At 61.4% G+C, this 15,592-nt stretch carries 13 protein-coding genes; 6 read left to right on the plus strand and 7 right to left on the minus strand.

Features of this window, described 5'->3' with window-relative positions; all coding sequences use genetic code 11:
• The 6 genes from DM813_RS06560 to mreB all read right to left on the minus strand — a co-directional run bounded on the left by DM813_RS06560 (position 1) and on the right by mreB (position 8,833).
• Entirely contained in the window at positions 1–3,810 is a 3,810-nt protein-coding gene (locus DM813_RS06560; protein WP_128322599.1) for a YhdP family protein, read from the minus strand.
• Between the two features lie 85 nt (positions 3,811–3,895).
• Complete coding sequence (gene rng, locus DM813_RS06565; RefSeq protein WP_128322600.1) at positions 3,896–5,353, minus strand: ribonuclease G; 1,458 nt, start codon at positions 5,351–5,353, stop codon at positions 3,896–3,898.
• Between the two features lie 81 nt (positions 5,354–5,434).
• The gene (locus tag DM813_RS06570; protein ID WP_128322601.1) at positions 5,435–6,040 is read right to left on the minus strand and encodes a Maf family protein; all 606 of its coding nucleotides are present in this window, start codon (positions 6,038–6,040) and stop codon (positions 5,435–5,437) included.
• Positions 6,041–6,073: 33 nt separating this feature from the next.
• A complete protein-coding gene (gene mreD / locus DM813_RS06575; protein ID WP_128322602.1) occupies positions 6,074–6,562 on the minus strand; it encodes a rod shape-determining protein MreD in 489 nt (162 codons plus the stop codon).
• A complete protein-coding gene (gene mreC / locus DM813_RS06580; RefSeq protein ID WP_241653150.1) occupies positions 6,562–7,581 on the minus strand; it encodes a rod shape-determining protein MreC in 1,020 nt (339 codons plus the stop codon). The genes mreD and mreC overlap by 1 nt, the downstream gene beginning before the upstream one ends.
• Before the next feature lie 214 nt (positions 7,582–7,795).
• Positions 7,796–8,833 (minus strand): rod shape-determining protein MreB, encoded by a 1,038-nt coding sequence (gene mreB, locus DM813_RS06585; protein ID WP_008371426.1) that lies wholly within the window; start codon positions 8,831–8,833, stop codon positions 7,796–7,798.
• Between the two features lie 202 nt (positions 8,834–9,035).
• Between mreB and gatC the strand changes: the two genes are divergently transcribed.
• The 6 genes from gatC to DM813_RS06615 all read left to right on the plus strand — a co-directional run bounded on the left by gatC (position 9,036) and on the right by DM813_RS06615 (position 14,188).
• The gene (gatC, locus tag DM813_RS06590) at positions 9,036–9,323 is read left to right on the plus strand and encodes an Asp-tRNA(Asn)/Glu-tRNA(Gln) amidotransferase subunit GatC (RefSeq protein WP_038614429.1); all 288 of its coding nucleotides are present in this window, start codon (positions 9,036–9,038) and stop codon (positions 9,321–9,323) included.
• Between the two features lie 16 nt (positions 9,324–9,339).
• Positions 9,340–10,791: an Asp-tRNA(Asn)/Glu-tRNA(Gln) amidotransferase subunit GatA gene (gene gatA / locus DM813_RS06595; protein WP_128322604.1), complete on the plus strand. Its 1,452-nt coding sequence runs from the start codon at positions 9,340–9,342 to the stop codon at positions 10,789–10,791.
• A gap of 11 nt (positions 10,792–10,802) precedes the next feature.
• Positions 10,803–12,248 (plus strand): Asp-tRNA(Asn)/Glu-tRNA(Gln) amidotransferase subunit GatB, encoded by a 1,446-nt coding sequence (gene gatB, locus DM813_RS06600; protein ID WP_128322605.1) that lies wholly within the window; start codon positions 10,803–10,805, stop codon positions 12,246–12,248.
• A gap of 38 nt (positions 12,249–12,286) precedes the next feature.
• Positions 12,287–12,694: a septal ring lytic transglycosylase RlpA family protein gene (locus tag DM813_RS06605; protein WP_206617363.1), complete on the plus strand. Its 408-nt coding sequence runs from the start codon at positions 12,287–12,289 to the stop codon at positions 12,692–12,694.
• Between the two features lie 62 nt (positions 12,695–12,756).
• A complete protein-coding gene (locus DM813_RS06610; protein ID WP_128322606.1) occupies positions 12,757–13,800 on the plus strand; it encodes a calcium/sodium antiporter in 1,044 nt (347 codons plus the stop codon).
• A gap of 10 nt (positions 13,801–13,810) precedes the next feature.
• Positions 13,811–14,188 carry a carboxymuconolactone decarboxylase family protein gene (locus DM813_RS06615; RefSeq protein ID WP_128322607.1) on the plus strand — a complete coding sequence of 126 codons (378 nt, stop codon included), beginning with the start codon at positions 13,811–13,813 and terminating at the stop codon, positions 14,186–14,188.
• Positions 14,189–14,212: 24 nt separating this feature from the next.
• Here DM813_RS06615 and DM813_RS06620 read toward each other — a convergent pair whose 3' ends face one another.
• Entirely contained in the window at positions 14,213–15,577 is a 1,365-nt protein-coding gene (locus tag DM813_RS06620) for an amino acid permease (protein ID WP_128322608.1), read from the minus strand.
• Positions 15,578–15,592 lie beyond the last annotated feature (15 nt).

The raw sequence follows: 15,592 nt of genomic DNA on the forward strand, positions 1-15,592 counted from the left end.
TTACTTCTCGAACGGTTTGATGAAGCTGATTTTAGGCTCTTTCCACGGCCCTTCGACGCGATAGTTGACACTCGCATAGCGTGCCACGCGGTCGCCGAGCAGGCGGTCCACCAGGAACAACGCCCCACCCACGGCAGGCGCGCCGACAATCAGGGCAGCAAGCGGCAGGTTGTTGGTCACCGGCAGGGTTACCAGCAGGTGGGCATCGATCCGGTCGCGGACCATATCCAGCGTGCCATCCAGTTCCAGATTACTGGACGGCCCGGTCAGGGTAATTGGCTCACGCGTCACGTAAACCCCCTCGCTGGCCACCAGCAAGCCCTTGACCCGGTCATAACTCAGGCCCTTGTCGATCAGGTCGGAGAAGTCCAGGCGCAAGCGTCGGCCGATGGAGTTGAAGTTGAGCAAACCGAACACCCGTAGCGCCTGAGCGCCACCTTCGACCTCAACGAACTGGCCTTTACGCAAGGCCGCGTCGAGGCTACCGGAGAACCGGTTGAGCCCGACCCAGGCGGGCGATCCGGGCCAGCGGCCATCGACATCCAGGCGAAAATCGCGACTGGTGACCGTCGGCGCAAAGTTCCAGGCCTTGAGGATATCTGCCAGGTTCTTGCCTTCCAGGCGTCCCTTGTACCAGCTGGTGCTGGCGCCTGGCGCCCCTTCCCAACCACCGTTACCGTCGATCAACAAACCCTTGAGGCTCAGGTCGAGATCGTTCAAGGCAATGCCTTTGGCGGTCGAACGGATCTTCACCGCCGCGCTGCCCAGCAGGTCCTCACCGCGAAAGAGCTTGTCGATGCTCAGGTCGATTGAAGGGATTTTGCGCGGATCGATCGAAGCCATCGGATCAGGCGCGTTCGGCGAGGTGACTTCAGCGGGATCGGCCGCCGGCAGGTGTATGGTCTGCAAGTTGACCACCATCGGCGCGCCCTGGGCATCGGGCACCCTGGCATTGCCAATGACTTCCTTGCTGTCCAGGCGCAGTGCCCAGTTATTGCTGTTGCGGTCCAGACGGACCACAGCCTGGTTCAGGTTTAGGCCAAAACCCTTGAGCTTGCCGATGCTCAGGTCAACACTGCGCAGCATCTGGCGGGCACTGCCGCCGGCATCATTGCCAGCGAGCGATTGCGCCTGCTCCTGCCAGGGCTGCAGATCCAGTTCAGGCAAGCGTCCACGCACCTGTAGCCCCTGGGCAGTGGGTAATTGTGCGCTACCACCACCGAACACCAGCTCACCACGCCCTTGCTCAAGCTTGTCCATGGGCGCGGCGTAAAGCAGATTGGCAACGTCGGCATAGCTCAGGCTGAAGCGACGCTCAGGCCCTTGCAGGGTCATGCTGAACTGACTGTTGCGGGCGTCCTCGGCGGCCTTGCCAAACGGCGCCGGAAGGTTGATCGCAAGCCCCTTGAGGCTGGAATCAACTTTGAGCTGGTTGTCACGACTGCCCAGGCTCAATTGCAGCTGATACGGCAGCTCTCCGGCCAGCGGCAAGGTCTGTTTGACCTGCAGCCATTGGCTCAAGGCCGTCAGCGCGACATTGCCCTTGGCTTCGATACGGGTTTGCATTTCACCGGGTTTTCCCTCGGCGAAAATCTGCGCAGTCATCGGTTTGTCGAATATTCGTGCGCTGATGTTCTGGCCACTCAGGCCCTTGTCGTAGTCGAAACGAAACCCGCCTTTAAGCTGGCTGAGTTCCAATACGGGAGCCGCGATTTTCAAACGTGCATCGCTCGTATCGAAGTCCACCACCACCTTGGGCTTCTCACCCTTGGCCAGTGGAACATCCAGCTTCAGCTTACCCTTGAGGTCACCTTGGCCTTCCCAACCGGCAAACATCTCGGCGGTGCCGATTGGCGCCTCCTGAAGAATTTTCAGGCCATCACCGAGTCCGCCGTCGAATGCCCCGTCCAGGTACATGTGGCTGTGCTCACCACTGGCGACGTGCGGAATGTTGACGTGTACATCAGAGACCTGGGTGTCGAGCAGTTGCCCACTGCTGGCGTTGATCCGCACGCCATCGTCGTCGATGAACACATCACCTGTGACTTTCTGCACCTGCGGCCAGCCCGGCTGGAAATCCAGGGCGGCATCGTGCACCTTGAAAAACAGGCTGATGCTGCGCGCCTGTTCGGAAGCGCCATGGTTGAGCGACCCCTGGTACTGGAAATAGCCTTCGTCGACCGCGCCCTTGAGGATCGCCGTGCGCAGCCATTCGTCCAGCGCCGGGCTCAGCACTTCAGGCAAATACTTGGCAGTGTAACGACCATCGCCCTCTACCAGCCCCACACGCAAGTCCATGTAGTCCTCACGCGCCTCGTCGAACAACAGGCGGATGAGGAAGTCCCCGGCAATCTTGCCCTCCTCGCCCAACACCTTCAGGTACGGGGCAATGAGGGTGAACCCTTCTTCATCCAGGCGCCAGGTCAGGCGGGCATTGGCTTTCTGGTAGTTCCAGGGTTTGGCGAAAATCGGGTAGAGATGAAGCATGAAGGCGTCGGTGTCCAGGCGCAGCTCGCCGTGCCCCAGATCGCCGCTGATGCTGCCGCTGACATTCCCTGCAGCCGGCGCACCGTGATAGGCATTGAAACCCACCCGCTCAAGATTGGCGGCGAAGCTCAGGCGTTGATCACCGCTGGCTTTGGGCCGGATGTCGAGCTGGACATTACGCAGACTGCCGGTGACCTTGAGCCCTTCGACCACCGCCATGACCTTTTCCGGCAACGGTGCCAGGGACTCGATCAATGGCGTCAGCGGTGTCAGGTTCAAACGATCGGCCTGGACCTTCCAGGTTTCATCAGTCGTTTCTGTGGCGGCTGTTTGCGCAAGTTGCAGGTGCGACTCCCAGCGCGTCTTGCCCAGGCTCATGGCCAACGAGTCAAGCTGCACCGCAAAGCCCTGCTTGTCACGCTCAAACCAGCCATTGAGGGCGAGGTTTTCCACCTTGGCCTCTTCACGCCCGGTATAGGCACCGCGCAACTGTGGCGCGTTAAGCCGCACAACCGAGCGTTGAAGCTGTCCCTTGTCCCAGTTCAGCCAGAATTCACCACCGGCCTTGAGCTCTTTGGCCTGCCACTGCCCGAGCAGCGTGGGTGGCAGCCAACGCGCCCAATCGCTCTGCGGCAAGCTGAGGTAGGCCTCCAGCCGACCGTCGCGCCACTGTTCGGCACGAACGCGACTACGCAGGCTCATGGCCACCGGCTGGCCATCGGGCAGGGTCAGGCGCACATCCAGGCGCTGGCGCAGACTGCCCACCTGCAGACCAAGGCTGACGTAGGTGAGGGTCAAAGGGTCGCGCTGATAGGGCTCAAGGGTGACCTGGCTGTCGACCACCGTGACCTTCGACACCACCTGCAGGCGCTTGAGCAGTTGCTCCGGGTCCAGTGGCTGATCATCGGTTTTCGGCAAGCCGTCGAGGGACCAGGCCCCGTTTTCATCTTCATGCAGGCTCAGTTGCAGGCCGCCGACTTCAAGATTGGCCAGGCGCAACTGGCGATCGACCAGACTGGACCAGAGATCCGGTACCACCTTGACACCGTCCAGGCGCAATGCCGTGGCACCCTCGCCGACCTGGATGTCGTTGACGCCCAGCACCGGCGCCAGGCCGCTCCAGCGCCCCTCCAGGCTTCCGATATGCACAGGGAGCCCCAAAGCCTGCTCGGCTTTGTCTTCAACTTCGGCGCGGTACTCGGCAACCAGTGGCACCAGCTGTCGGCCAAGGCTGACATACAGCGCTACCAGCACCGCCAGCAGGGCGCTAATGCCCAGGCCCCAACGGGTCATCGCGCCCAGAACGCGGATCAGACGCTCCATGGCAATGGCCCTCCAACTCGTGCCTTAACTATGGCCGCAACCAGCCGCTTTGCCAGCCCGCACAGCGGCCCGGTGTGTTCAGACGTCAGAGCAGCACCACATCGTATTGCTCCTGGGAGTACATGGACTCAACCTGAAAGCGAATGGTTCGGCCAATAAAGGTTTCAAGTTCGGCGACGTTGCCCGACTCTTCATCGAGCAGGCGATCCACCACTTTCTGGTTGGCCAGTACTCTATAGCCTTCAGCCTGATAGGCACGGGCTTCACGCAGGATCTCGCGAAAAATCTCGTAACAAACCGTCTCGGGAGTTTTCAGCTTTCCCCGCCCCTGGCAGCACAGGCAAGGTTCGCACAGCACTTGTTCAAGGCTTTCACGGGTACGCTTGCGGGTCATCTGCACCAGGCCAAGCTCGGTGATGCCGATGATGTTGGTCTTGGCGTGATCACGCTCCAGCTGCTTCTCCAGGGTCCGCAGCACCTGGCGTTGATGCTCCTCATCCTCCATGTCGATGAAGTCGATGATGATGATCCCGCCGATATTGCGCAGGCGCAGCTGTCGGGCAATGGCGGTGGCCGCCTCCAGGTTGGTCTTGAAAATGGTTTCTTCAAGGTTGCGGTGCCCGACGAAGGCGCCGGTGTTGACGTCGATGGTAGTCATGGCTTCGGCAGGGTCGACCACCAGGTAGCCACCGGACTTGAGTGGCACCTTGCGATCAAGGGCGCGCTGAATTTCATCTTCCACACCGTAAAGGTCGAAGATGGGGCGTTCACCTGGGTAGTGCTCCAGGCGATCGGCAATTTCCGGCATCAGTTCGGCGACGAACTGCGTGGTTTTCTGGAAGGTTTCCCGGGAATCGATGCGGATCTTTTCGATCTTCGGGTTGACCAGGTCGCGCAACGTGCGCAGAGCCAACCCCAGATCCTCGTAGATTTCCACCGGGGCGCCGACGGTCTTGATCTGGGTACCTATCTGGTCCCAGAGCCTGCGCAGGTAGCGGATATCCATGAGGATTTCATCAGCGCCCGCGCCTTCGGCTGCGGTGCGCAGGATGAAGCCGCCGGCATCCTTGATGTTTTCCTGGGCAATACAGTCGGCAACGACCTGTTTAAGCCGCTCACGCTCGGCTTCGTCTTCGATCTTCAGGGAAATGCCAACATGGCTGGTACGCGGCATGTACACCAGGTAGCGCGAAGGAATCGACAGCTGGGTGGTCAGCCGAGCGCCTTTAGAGCCAATGGGGTCTTTGGTGACCTGAACCACCAGGCTCTGGCCTTCATGGACCAGCGCGCTGATGCTTTCTACCGCCGGGCCTTCGCGCTGGGATATTTCCGACGCATGGATGAACGCCGCACGGTCCAGGCCGATGTCGATGAATGCCGCCTGCATGCCGGGCAGTACGCGCACCACCTTGCCCTTGTAGATGTTGCCGACAATGCCCCGCCGCTGGGTGCGCTCGACATGCACCTCTTGAAGAACACCGTTCTCCACCACCGCCACGCGTGATTCCATCGGCGTGATATTGATCAGAATCTCTTCACTCATGGCAGGCTCTCGTCAAAGGACTTCAGTAATGATGGATGGCGCGCAGGCGACTGGCTAGCAGCAGTCGTGTCTTGACCTCGCTCAAAGAGCCGAAACCGGCTGCCAACAAGGGATGCCGAACTGTGCCAACAGCGTTGCTGTCTCGCTGAGCGGCAGGCCGACCACGGCCGAATAGCTGCCTTCGATACGCTCCACAAAAACCGCGCCCAGGCCTTGAATGGCGTAGGCGCCGGCTTTGTCCAGCGGCTCGCCGCTGGCCCAGTAGGCACGCGCACGTTCTGCAGAGATTGGACTGAAACGCACCTGACTGGCCACACAGACGCTCAGGCAACGCTGAGGATCGGCGACCGCTACGGCCGTGAGCACCTGGTGTTCACGCCCCGACAGGGCAGCCAGCATTGCCAGCGCGTCTTCCTGATCGACAGGTTTACCCAGGATCCGGCCATCCAGCACCACTGCGGTATCGGCGCCCAATACAGCCAACGGCGCTCCGGCGTCATGGCCTTGCAGCACCGCCAGGCCGGCCTGGGCCTTGGCACGCGCCAATCGCTCGACATAGGTGGTTGCTGCCTCACCAGGCAGCGGGGTCTCGTCGACCGCCGCACTGAGGGGGGTAAAGGGAATGCCGATCTGCGTCAGCAACTCGCGACGCCTAGGTGATCCGGAAGCCAGGTACAGCGGGGTCATGGTGACATCTCCCTGTCAGGTCAGGATGCGAACTCAGTTAATGCTCAGGCGCACACGCAAACCACGCAGGGCGAAACTGATCCAGGGCCAGAGCAAGGCACTGATGACCGCCGACCAGATCAGCGCCAGGGTCGGCAGGCGGTTGCCGGTCAGCGCGCTCAACCACAGCTGGATCAGCTGGGCCAGGCCGAAGATCACCAGGATCACCAGGCTTTGCTGCCACATCGGGAACATGCGCAGGCGTTGCTGCAGGGTCAGTACCAGGAAGGTGATCAGGGTCAGTACCAGCGCGTTCTGCCCCAGTAGCGTGCCATACAGCACATCTTCGGCAAGCCCGAGCACAAAGGCGGTGGTCATGCCGACTTTATGCGGCAGGTTCAGTGTCCAGAAGGCCAGCAACAGCGCCAGCCACATCGGCCGGAACACTTCCATGAACTGCGGCAATGGCGAAACGCTGAGCAGCAGGCCAATTACAAACGTTAGCCAGACCACCCAGCCGTTTCGGCTGCGAGTACTTACCATCAGTGTCTCTCCCGGGACGTGGCAGGGGCCGCGCCCGCTGCTGCCGGAGCCGCTGGCACGGCAGCCGGGGCTGCTGGCGCAGCTGTCGGTGCCTGCACTGGATTGGCTGGGGCTGCTGGCGCACTGCTGGCCGCCGGCGCCTGTGCACCGGCAGCGGGCTGTGTCGCCTCACCAGTACCCGGCAAGCCTTGGCGGTCAGCGGCTTCCTGAGCCATCGCGGCATCGGCGGCGCGCTGTTCAGGGGTGCGGCTGTCGGTAAATACCAGCAACAGGTACCGGCTGCGGTTCAGTGCAGCCGTTGGAATCGCCCGAACAATGGCAAATGGCTGGCCAGAGTCATGAATCACTTCCTTGACCGTGGCCACCGGGTAGCCTGCCGGGAAGCGCTGGCCCAGGCCGGAGCTGACCAACAGGTCGCCTTCCTTGATGTCTGCGGTGTCGGCAACGTGGCGCAGCTCCAGGCGCTCGGGGTTACCCGTGCCACTGGCAATGGCGCGCAAGCCGTTACGGTTTACCTGTACCGGAATGCTGTGGGTGGTGTCGGTCAGCAGCAAGACCCGTGCGGTGTACGGCATCAGCTCGACCACCTGACCCATCAGGCCACGGGCATCAAGCACCGGCTGCCCCAGCACCACGCCATCGCGCTCGCCCTTGTTGATCAGGATGCGATGGGTAAACGGGTTGGGATCAACACCGATCAGCTCGGCAACTTCGACCTTCTCGTTGACCAGCGCCGATGAGTTGAGCAACTCGCGCAGGCGCACGTTCTGCTCGGTCAGGGCCGCGAGTTTCTGCACGCGCCCCTGCATCAGCAGGGCTTCGGTCTTGAGTTTCTCGTTCTCGGCAATCAGCTCGGTACGGCTGCCAAACTGGCTGGCGATACCCTGCCACAGGCTCTGCGGCATGTCGGTGATGTGATAGGACTCCATCAGCACCAACCCCATCTGGCTGCGCACTGGTTTGAGCAGCGGAAAGCGCGCATCGACCACCATCAGGGTGATCGACAGTACAACCAGCACGAGCAGGCGCACGCCCAGCGAAGGGCCCTTGGCGAAAAGCGGTTTAATGGGCCGCTCCTCGTGGACGACGATTCAAGAGGTCATTCATACGGCAACGCACCGGCCTGCTTGTGGTTTGACGGAAAATAACGCCCACACGGACGTCAGCCCAGCACATACAGGTAGCACTGTGGGCACTACCTGTAAACCGGGCGTCATGTTTGCTGCAGCCAGCTTACTCGCTGGAGAGCAGGTCCATGGTGTGTTTGTCCATCATCTCCAGGGCACGGCCACCGCCGCGGGCAACGCAGGTCAGCGGGTCTTCGGCCACGATCACCGGCAGACCGGTTTCCTGAGCCAGTAACTTGTCGAGGTCGCGCAGCAGGGCGCCACCACCGGTCAGCACCAGGCCGCGCTCGGCGATGTCCGAGGCCAGCTCCGGAGGCGATTGTTCCAGGGCGCTTTTGACCGCCTGAACGATGGTCGCCAGCGACTCCTGAAGGGCTTCGAGCACTTCGTTGGAGTTCAGGGTGAAGGCACGTGGTACGCCCTCGGCCAGGTTACGGCCACGGACATCGACTTCACGCACTTCGCCGCCTGGGTAGGCCGTGCCGATTTCCTGCTTGATGCGCTCGGCGGTGGATTCGCCGATCAGGCTGCCGTAGTTGCGGCGCACGTAGGTCACGATCGCTTCGTCGAAGCGGTCACCACCGACACGTACGGATTCGGCATAGACCACACCGTTAAGGGAGATCAGTGCGATTTCAGTGGTACCACCACCGATATCGACGACCATCGAGCCACGGGCTTCCTCGACCGGCAGGCCGGCACCGATAGCGGCAGCCATCGGCTCTTCGATCAGGAATACTTCGCGGGCACCGGCGCCCAACGCCGATTCACGAATGGCGCGACGCTCGACCTGGGTCGATTTGCACGGCACACAAATCAGTACCCGCGGGCTTGGCTGCAGGAAGCTGTTCTCGTGAACCTTGTTGATGAAGTACTGCAGCATTTTTTCACAAACGCTGAAGTCGGCGATCACGCCGTCCTTCATCGGACGAATGGCAGCAATGTTGCCGGGCGTACGGCCCAGCATGCGTTTGGCTTCGGTACCTACCGCGACGACACTTTTCTGGTTGCCGTGCGTACGAATGGCCACAACAGAGGGCTCATTCAGGACGATACCGCGCTCACGCACGTAAATAAGGGTGTTGGCAGTCCCCAGGTCGATGGAAAGATCGCTGGAAAACATGCCACGCAGTTTCTTGAACATGGGAAAGTGACCCTAGGCAACGCGTGGGTAAAAAAGTGCGGCAAACTCTAACAACGGCGGGGATTTTGGGCAAGGCGCCAATATGTTAAATTGGCAGTTTTTCCGAGCAAGCCAGCACACAATCGCGGCCTTATGACCGTAAATCTGCCAGCATGTTCCTCATCGCGGACCAAATCCGTTTTTGTTTCCCCAGGAGATCCCCATGGCGCTTGAACGCTGCGACGTGGAAAAGATCGCCCATCTGGCCCGACTGGGCCTGAATGAAGCCGATCTGCCACGCACTACCGATGCCCTGAACAGTATTCTGGGACTGGTCGACCAGATGCAAGCCGTCGACACCACTGGCATTGAGCCACTGGCGCACCCACTGGAAGCCAATCAGCGCCTGCGCGCCGATGTGGTAACAGAAAGTAACCATCGTGACAGTTACCAGGCCATCGCCCCGGCGACGGAAAACGGCCTGTACCTGGTTCCGAAAGTCATCGAGTAAGGGAATAGAGCCTGCCATGCATCAACTGACCCTGGCCGAGATCGCCCGCGGACTCGCCGACAAAAAGTTTTCTTCCGAAGAGCTGACCCGCACCCTGCTGGCGCGAATCAATCAGCTCGACCCGCAACTCAACAGCTTCATCAGTGTGACCGAAGAGCTGGCCATCAGCCAGGCCCGCGCCGCCGACGCCCGTCGCGCCGCCGGTGAGAACGGCCCCCTGCTCGGCGCCCCGATCGCCCACAAGGACCTGTTCTGCACCCAGGGCATCCGCACCAGCTGCGGCTCGAAGATGCTCGACAACTTCAAGGCGCCCTACGACGCTACCGTCGTCAGCAAGCTGGCCGAGGCCGGCACGGTGACCCTGGGCAAGACCAACATGGACGAATTCGCCATGGGTTCGGCCAACGAATCCAGCCACTACGGCCCGGTGAAAAACCCGTGGAACCTGGAACACGTGCCCGGCGGTTCGTCCGGCGGTTCGGCAGCTGCCGTGGCGGCACGCCTGCTGCCGGCGACTACCGGCACCGACACCGGCGGATCTATCCGACAGCCGGCAGCTCTGACCAACCTGACCGGCCTGAAACCGACGTACGGTCGTGTTTCGCGCTGGGGGATGATCGCTTACGCTTCCAGCCTCGACCAGGGCGGCCCACTGGCCCGCACGGCCGAAGACTGCGCCCTGCTGCTGCAAGGCATGGCCGGTTTCGACGCCAAGGACTCCACCTGCATCGATGAGCCGGTACCGGACTACAGCGCCGGCCTGAACGGCTCACTCGAAGGCCTGCGTATCGGCCTGCCGAAGGAATACTTCGGCGCCGGCCTCGACCCACGCATTGCCGACCTGATCCAGGCCAGCGTCAAGGAGCTGGAAAAGCTCGGTGCCGTGGTCAAGGAAATCAGCCTGCCAAACATGCAGCACGGGATTCCGGCTTACTACGTGATCGCACCGGCAGAAGCCTCGTCCAACCTGTCGCGTTTCGACGGCGTACGTTTCGGCTACCGTTGCGAGAACCCGGTTGACCTCACCGACCTGTACAAACGCTCCCGTGGCGAAGGGTTCGGTGCCGAAGTGCAGCGCCGGATCATGGTCGGTGCCTATGCCCTCTCGGCCGGCTACTACGACGCCTACTACCTGCAAGCGCAGAAGATCCGCCGCCTGATCAAGAACGACTTCATGGCCGCCTTCAACGACGTCGACGTAATTCTCGGCCCGACCACGCCAAACCTGGCCTGGAAGATCGGCGCCAAGAACAACGACCCGGTCGCTGCGTACCTGGAAGACGTGTACACCATTACCGCCAACCTCGCGGGCCTGCCAGGCCTGTCGATGCCAGCCGGTTTTGTCGATGGTCTGCCGGTTGGCGTGCAATTGCTCGCCCCGTATTTCCAGGAAGGCCGCCTGCTCAACGTCGCGCACCGCTATCAGCAAGTGACTGATTGGCACACCCGCGCACCTAACGGCTTCTGAGGGATCACCACATGCAATGGGAAGTTGTCATCGGGCTGGAGATTCACACCCAGCTCGCCACCCAGTCGAAGATTTTCTCCGGCAGCGCTACCACCTTCGGTTCCGAGCCGAACACCCAGGCCAGCCTGATCGACCTGGGGATGCCCGGCGTGCTGCCGGTGCTCAACCAGGAAGCCGTGCGCATGGCCTGCATGTTCGGTCTGGCGATTGACGCCGAGATCGGCCAGCACAACGTGTTCGCGCGCAAGAACTACTTCTACCCCGATCTGCCCAAGGGTTACCAGATCAGCCAGATGGAGCTGCCGATCGTCGGCAAGGGCCACCTGGACATCGCCCTGGAAGACGGCACGGTCAAGCGTGTCGGCATTACCCGTGCACACCTTGAAGAAGACGCCGGCAAAAGCCTGCACGAAGACTTCAGCGGCTCCACCGGCATCGACCTGAACCGTGCCGGCACCCCGCTGCTGGAAATCGTTTCCGAGCCGGACATGCGCAACGCCAAGGAAGCCGTCGCCTACGTCAAGGCCATCCACGCTCTGGTGCGCTACCTCGGCATCTGCGACGGCAACATGGCCGAAGGCTCGCTGCGTTGCGACTGCAACGTTTCGGTACGCCCAAAGGGCCAGGTCGAGTTCGGCACCCGCTGCGAGATCAAGAACGTCAACTCGTTCCGCTTCATCGAGCGCGCGATCAACAGCGAAATCCAGCGCCAGATCGAGCTGATCGAAGACGGCGGCAAGGTTGTTCAGGAAACCCGCCTGTACGACCCGAACAAAGACGAAACCCGCTCCATGCGCAGCAAAGAGGAAGCCAACGACTACCGTTACTTCCCCGATCCGGACCTGCTGCCGGTGGTGATCGAGGGCGCCTACCTCGAGACCATTCGTGCCACGCTGCCGGAACTGCCGCCGCAGAAGCGCGAGCGCTTCCAGAGCCAGTTCGGCCTCTCGGCCTACGATGCCAACGTACTGGCGTCGAGCCGCGAGCAAGCGGACTATTTCGAACAGGTGGTTGCCGTGTGCGGCGACGCCAAGCTGGCCGCCAACTGGGTCATGGTCGAACTGGGCAGCCTGCTCAACAAGCTTGGCCTGGAAATCGACCAGGCACCGGTTACCGCAGCACAACTGGGCGGCATGCTGCAGCGCATCCTCGACAACACCATCAGCGGCAAGATCGCCAAGGTGGTTTTCGAGAAGATGGCCGCCGGTGAAGGCGATGCCGACCAGATCATCGAGGCCGAGGGCCTGAAACAGGTCACCGACAGCGGCGCGATCGAGAAGGTGCTGGACGAAATGCTCGCGGCCAACGCCGAGCAGGTCGAGCAGTACCGCGCCGCTGACGAAGCCAAGCGTGGCAAGATGTTCGGCTTCTTTGTCGGTCAGGCGATGAAAGCGTCCAAAGGCAAGGCAAACCCGCAGCAAGTGAACCAATTGCTCAAGAGCAAGCTCGAAGGGTAATTCGAATTGTCCCATAAGTGCCGGCCTGGCTGGCACTCATGGGGCGATCACCTCTCCTGGGAGCAATTGACTTGATCTGGCGTCTGCCCAGCGCACTCGCGCTCTTTGCCCTGCTGGCCGGATGTGCCAGCCACGATATCGATCCCCGCGGCTACGACAAGACCGGCACCGCCTCCTATTACGGCTCCCGTCACCATGGCAAACGCACTGCCAGTGGAGAGCCTTTCAACAAAAACGCCATGACCGCTGCACATCGCAGCCTGCCTTTCGGCACCCGGGTCAAGGTCACCAACCTCAACAACGACCGTAGCGTGGTCGTGCGCATCAACGATCGCGGCCCCCACACGCGCGGCCGATTGATTGACCTGTCTCACGCTGCCGCAGAAAAATTGGGCATGATCCGTAGCGGAACGGCACGCGTACGGGTACAAAGTCTCAGCGACTGATCCTGATACGGAGCACCACCATTTTCGCCCTGGCCGCCTTACCCACCTTCAGCCTTCTGCAACTGGCCTTCGGCCTGCTGCTGCTTATTGCCGGCGCCGAGCTGCTGGTGCGCTCGGCCCTGCGCGTGGCGGCCGGCCTTCAGGTGCGACCTTTGATCATCGGCCTGAGCCTGGTTGCCTTCGGCAGCAGTGCCCCGCAACTCACCGTCAGCCTGCAGGCAGCCTTTAGCGGCGCCCCGGATGTCGCGGTGGGCAGCGTGATCGGCAGCAATATTTTCAACATCCTGGTGATCCTCGGCCTGGCGGCCCTGATCATTCCGTTACGTGTCTCACGCCAACTGGTGCGCCTGGATATTCCGCTGATGATCGGCGCCAGCGTGCTGGTTTACCTGCTGGCGCTCAATGAACTGCTCGGGCGCCTTGAGGGCGCGCTACTGCTGCTTGGCCTGCTCGGCTACCTGGCCATACTCTGGCACCAGTCACGCCATTACGCCCGCACCTACCCTGCCCCCGGGCCACGCCCGCAGCAAGGTGGAAAGTTCTGGTTCAGCAGCCTGATGCTGATGCTGGCAGGCCTGGGCTTGCTCAGTGTCGCCGGCCATCTGTTGCTGGAAGCGGCGGTGGAAGTCGCTGTGGACCTGGGCCTTTCCGAACGCGTGATCGGCCTTACGGTGGTCGCGGTGTGCACTTCCCTGCCGGAATTGGCGACCTCATTGATTGCGGCACTGCGTGGCGAACGCGAGCTTGCCGTGGGTAACGTCATTGGCAGCAACCTGTTCAACCTGCTGGCCGTGCTCGGCCTGACCGCTCTGGTGGCGCCCGAGCCGTTGTCGATTTCGCCCAATGCCCTGGATTTCGACCTGCCGGTAATGCTTGGCGTCGCCGCCTTGAGCTTGCCGGTGTTCTACTCGGGTTACCGCGTAACTCGCGCCGAAGGTCTGGTGTTTCTCGGACTGTATCTGGCCTACGGCCTGCACGTGGTGGCATTCACCACAGGCATGCCCTTGGCCACGCGCCTGGAAAATCTGATGCTGTTCTACGCACTGCCGGTGCTCGGGGCGTTACTGCTGTTCACGACCCTGCGTGCCTGGCGCCGCCAACATTAAGGAAAACAACATGGGCGAAAACAAAAAATCCGGCGAACAAGTCCGCCGCCAGGTGATGGGCGACGCGTTTGTCGATCGCGCACTGGGCAATGCCACCGAGTTCACTCAGCCGCTGCAGGACTTCGTCAACGAACACGCCTGGGGCAGCGTCTGGAGCCGTGAGGGCCTGCCGCTGAAAACCCGCAGCCTGATTACTCTGGCCGCACTGACGGCACTCAAGTGCCCGCAAGAGCTCAAGGGCCACGTGCGCGGCGCCCTGAACAATGGCTGCACGGTTGATGAAATCCGTGAAGCGCTGCTGCATTGCGCCGTCTACGCCGGTGTGCCGGCGGCCATCGATGCGTTTCGCGCCGCCCAGGAAGTGATAGACAGCTACCAGAACAGCTGATCGATCACCCCCGCAGGCAGGCCGTCAGGCGACGGCCTGTTGACCCTTCTTCTTCATCCAGAAGGCCACCGCCAGCACGGCGAGCCATACCGGAATCAGCAGCACCGAAATGCGGATGCCCGGGGTCATGTACATGATTACCAGGATCAGTGCGAGGAAAGCCAGGCACACGTAGTTGGTCACCGGATAACCCCAGCTCTTGTAGAACGTGGTTTCGCCTGCTGCCTGCTTGGCCCGGCGGAACTTCAGGTGGGTAATGCTGATAATGCCCCAGTTGATCACCAGCGAAGACACCACCAGTGCCATCAACAAGCCAAAGGCTTCAGCCGGCATCACATAGTTGATCACTACGCACAATGCTGTCGCCAACGCCGAGATACCCAGCGCCGCCAGCGGCACGCCACGCACGTTGACCTTGAGCAGGCGCTTGGGCGCATCACCCTGGATCGCCAGGCCGAACAGCATGCGGCTGTTGCAGTACACGCAGCTGTTATAAACCGACAGGGCCGCCGTCAACACCACCAGGTTGAGCAATGTGGCCACCAGGTTGCTGTCCAGGGCATGGAAAATCATCACGAACGGGCTACCGCCCTGCACCACTTTTTGCCACGGATACAACGACAGCAACACCGCCAGTGCGCCGATGTAGAAAATCAGGATGCGGTAGATCACCTGATTGGTGGCGCGTGGAATGCTGTGCTTGGGGTTGTCGGCTTCAGCAGCAGTGATACCGACCAGCTCCAGCCCGCCAAAGGAAAACATGATCACGGCCAGCGCCATCATCAGGCCGCTGATGCCGTTAGGGAAGAAACCACCGTACTGCCACAGGTTGGCAACGCTGGCATCCGGCCCGCCATTGCCACTGATCAGCAGGTAACCGCCAAAGGCAATCATGCTGACGATGGCGACGACCTTGATCAGCGCGAACCAGAATTCCATTTCGCCATAGACCTTCACCTGGCTGAGGTTGATCAGGTTGATCACGACGAAGAAGATCGCCGCCGTTGCCCAGGTGGGGAAATCCGGCCACCAGTACTGGATATAAATGCCCACGGCGGTCAGTTCGGCCATGCCCACCAGCACATACAGCACCCAGTAGTTCCAGCCCGACATGAAGCCGGCAAACTCACTCCAGTAACGGTGCGCAAAGTGACTGAAGGTACCGGATACCGGCTCTTCAACGACCATCTCGCCCAGCTGGCGCATGATGAAAAACGCTATCAGGCCGGCGATCGCATAGCCCAGCAAAACCGACGGGCCTGCCAGCTGGATGGTCTGGGCAATACCGAGGAACAGACCGGTACCGATGGCGCCACCCAATGCGATCAACTGGATATGGCGGTTTTTCAACCCGCGGTGTAACCGCTCTGGGGTGATCTCTTCTTGCATGAAGTGTCCTCGAGG

It is taken from the genome of Pseudomonas alkylphenolica (genome assembly GCF_004025535.1).
GTDB classification, from domain to species: Bacteria; Pseudomonadota; Gammaproteobacteria; order Pseudomonadales; family Pseudomonadaceae; genus Aquipseudomonas; species Aquipseudomonas alkylphenolica_A.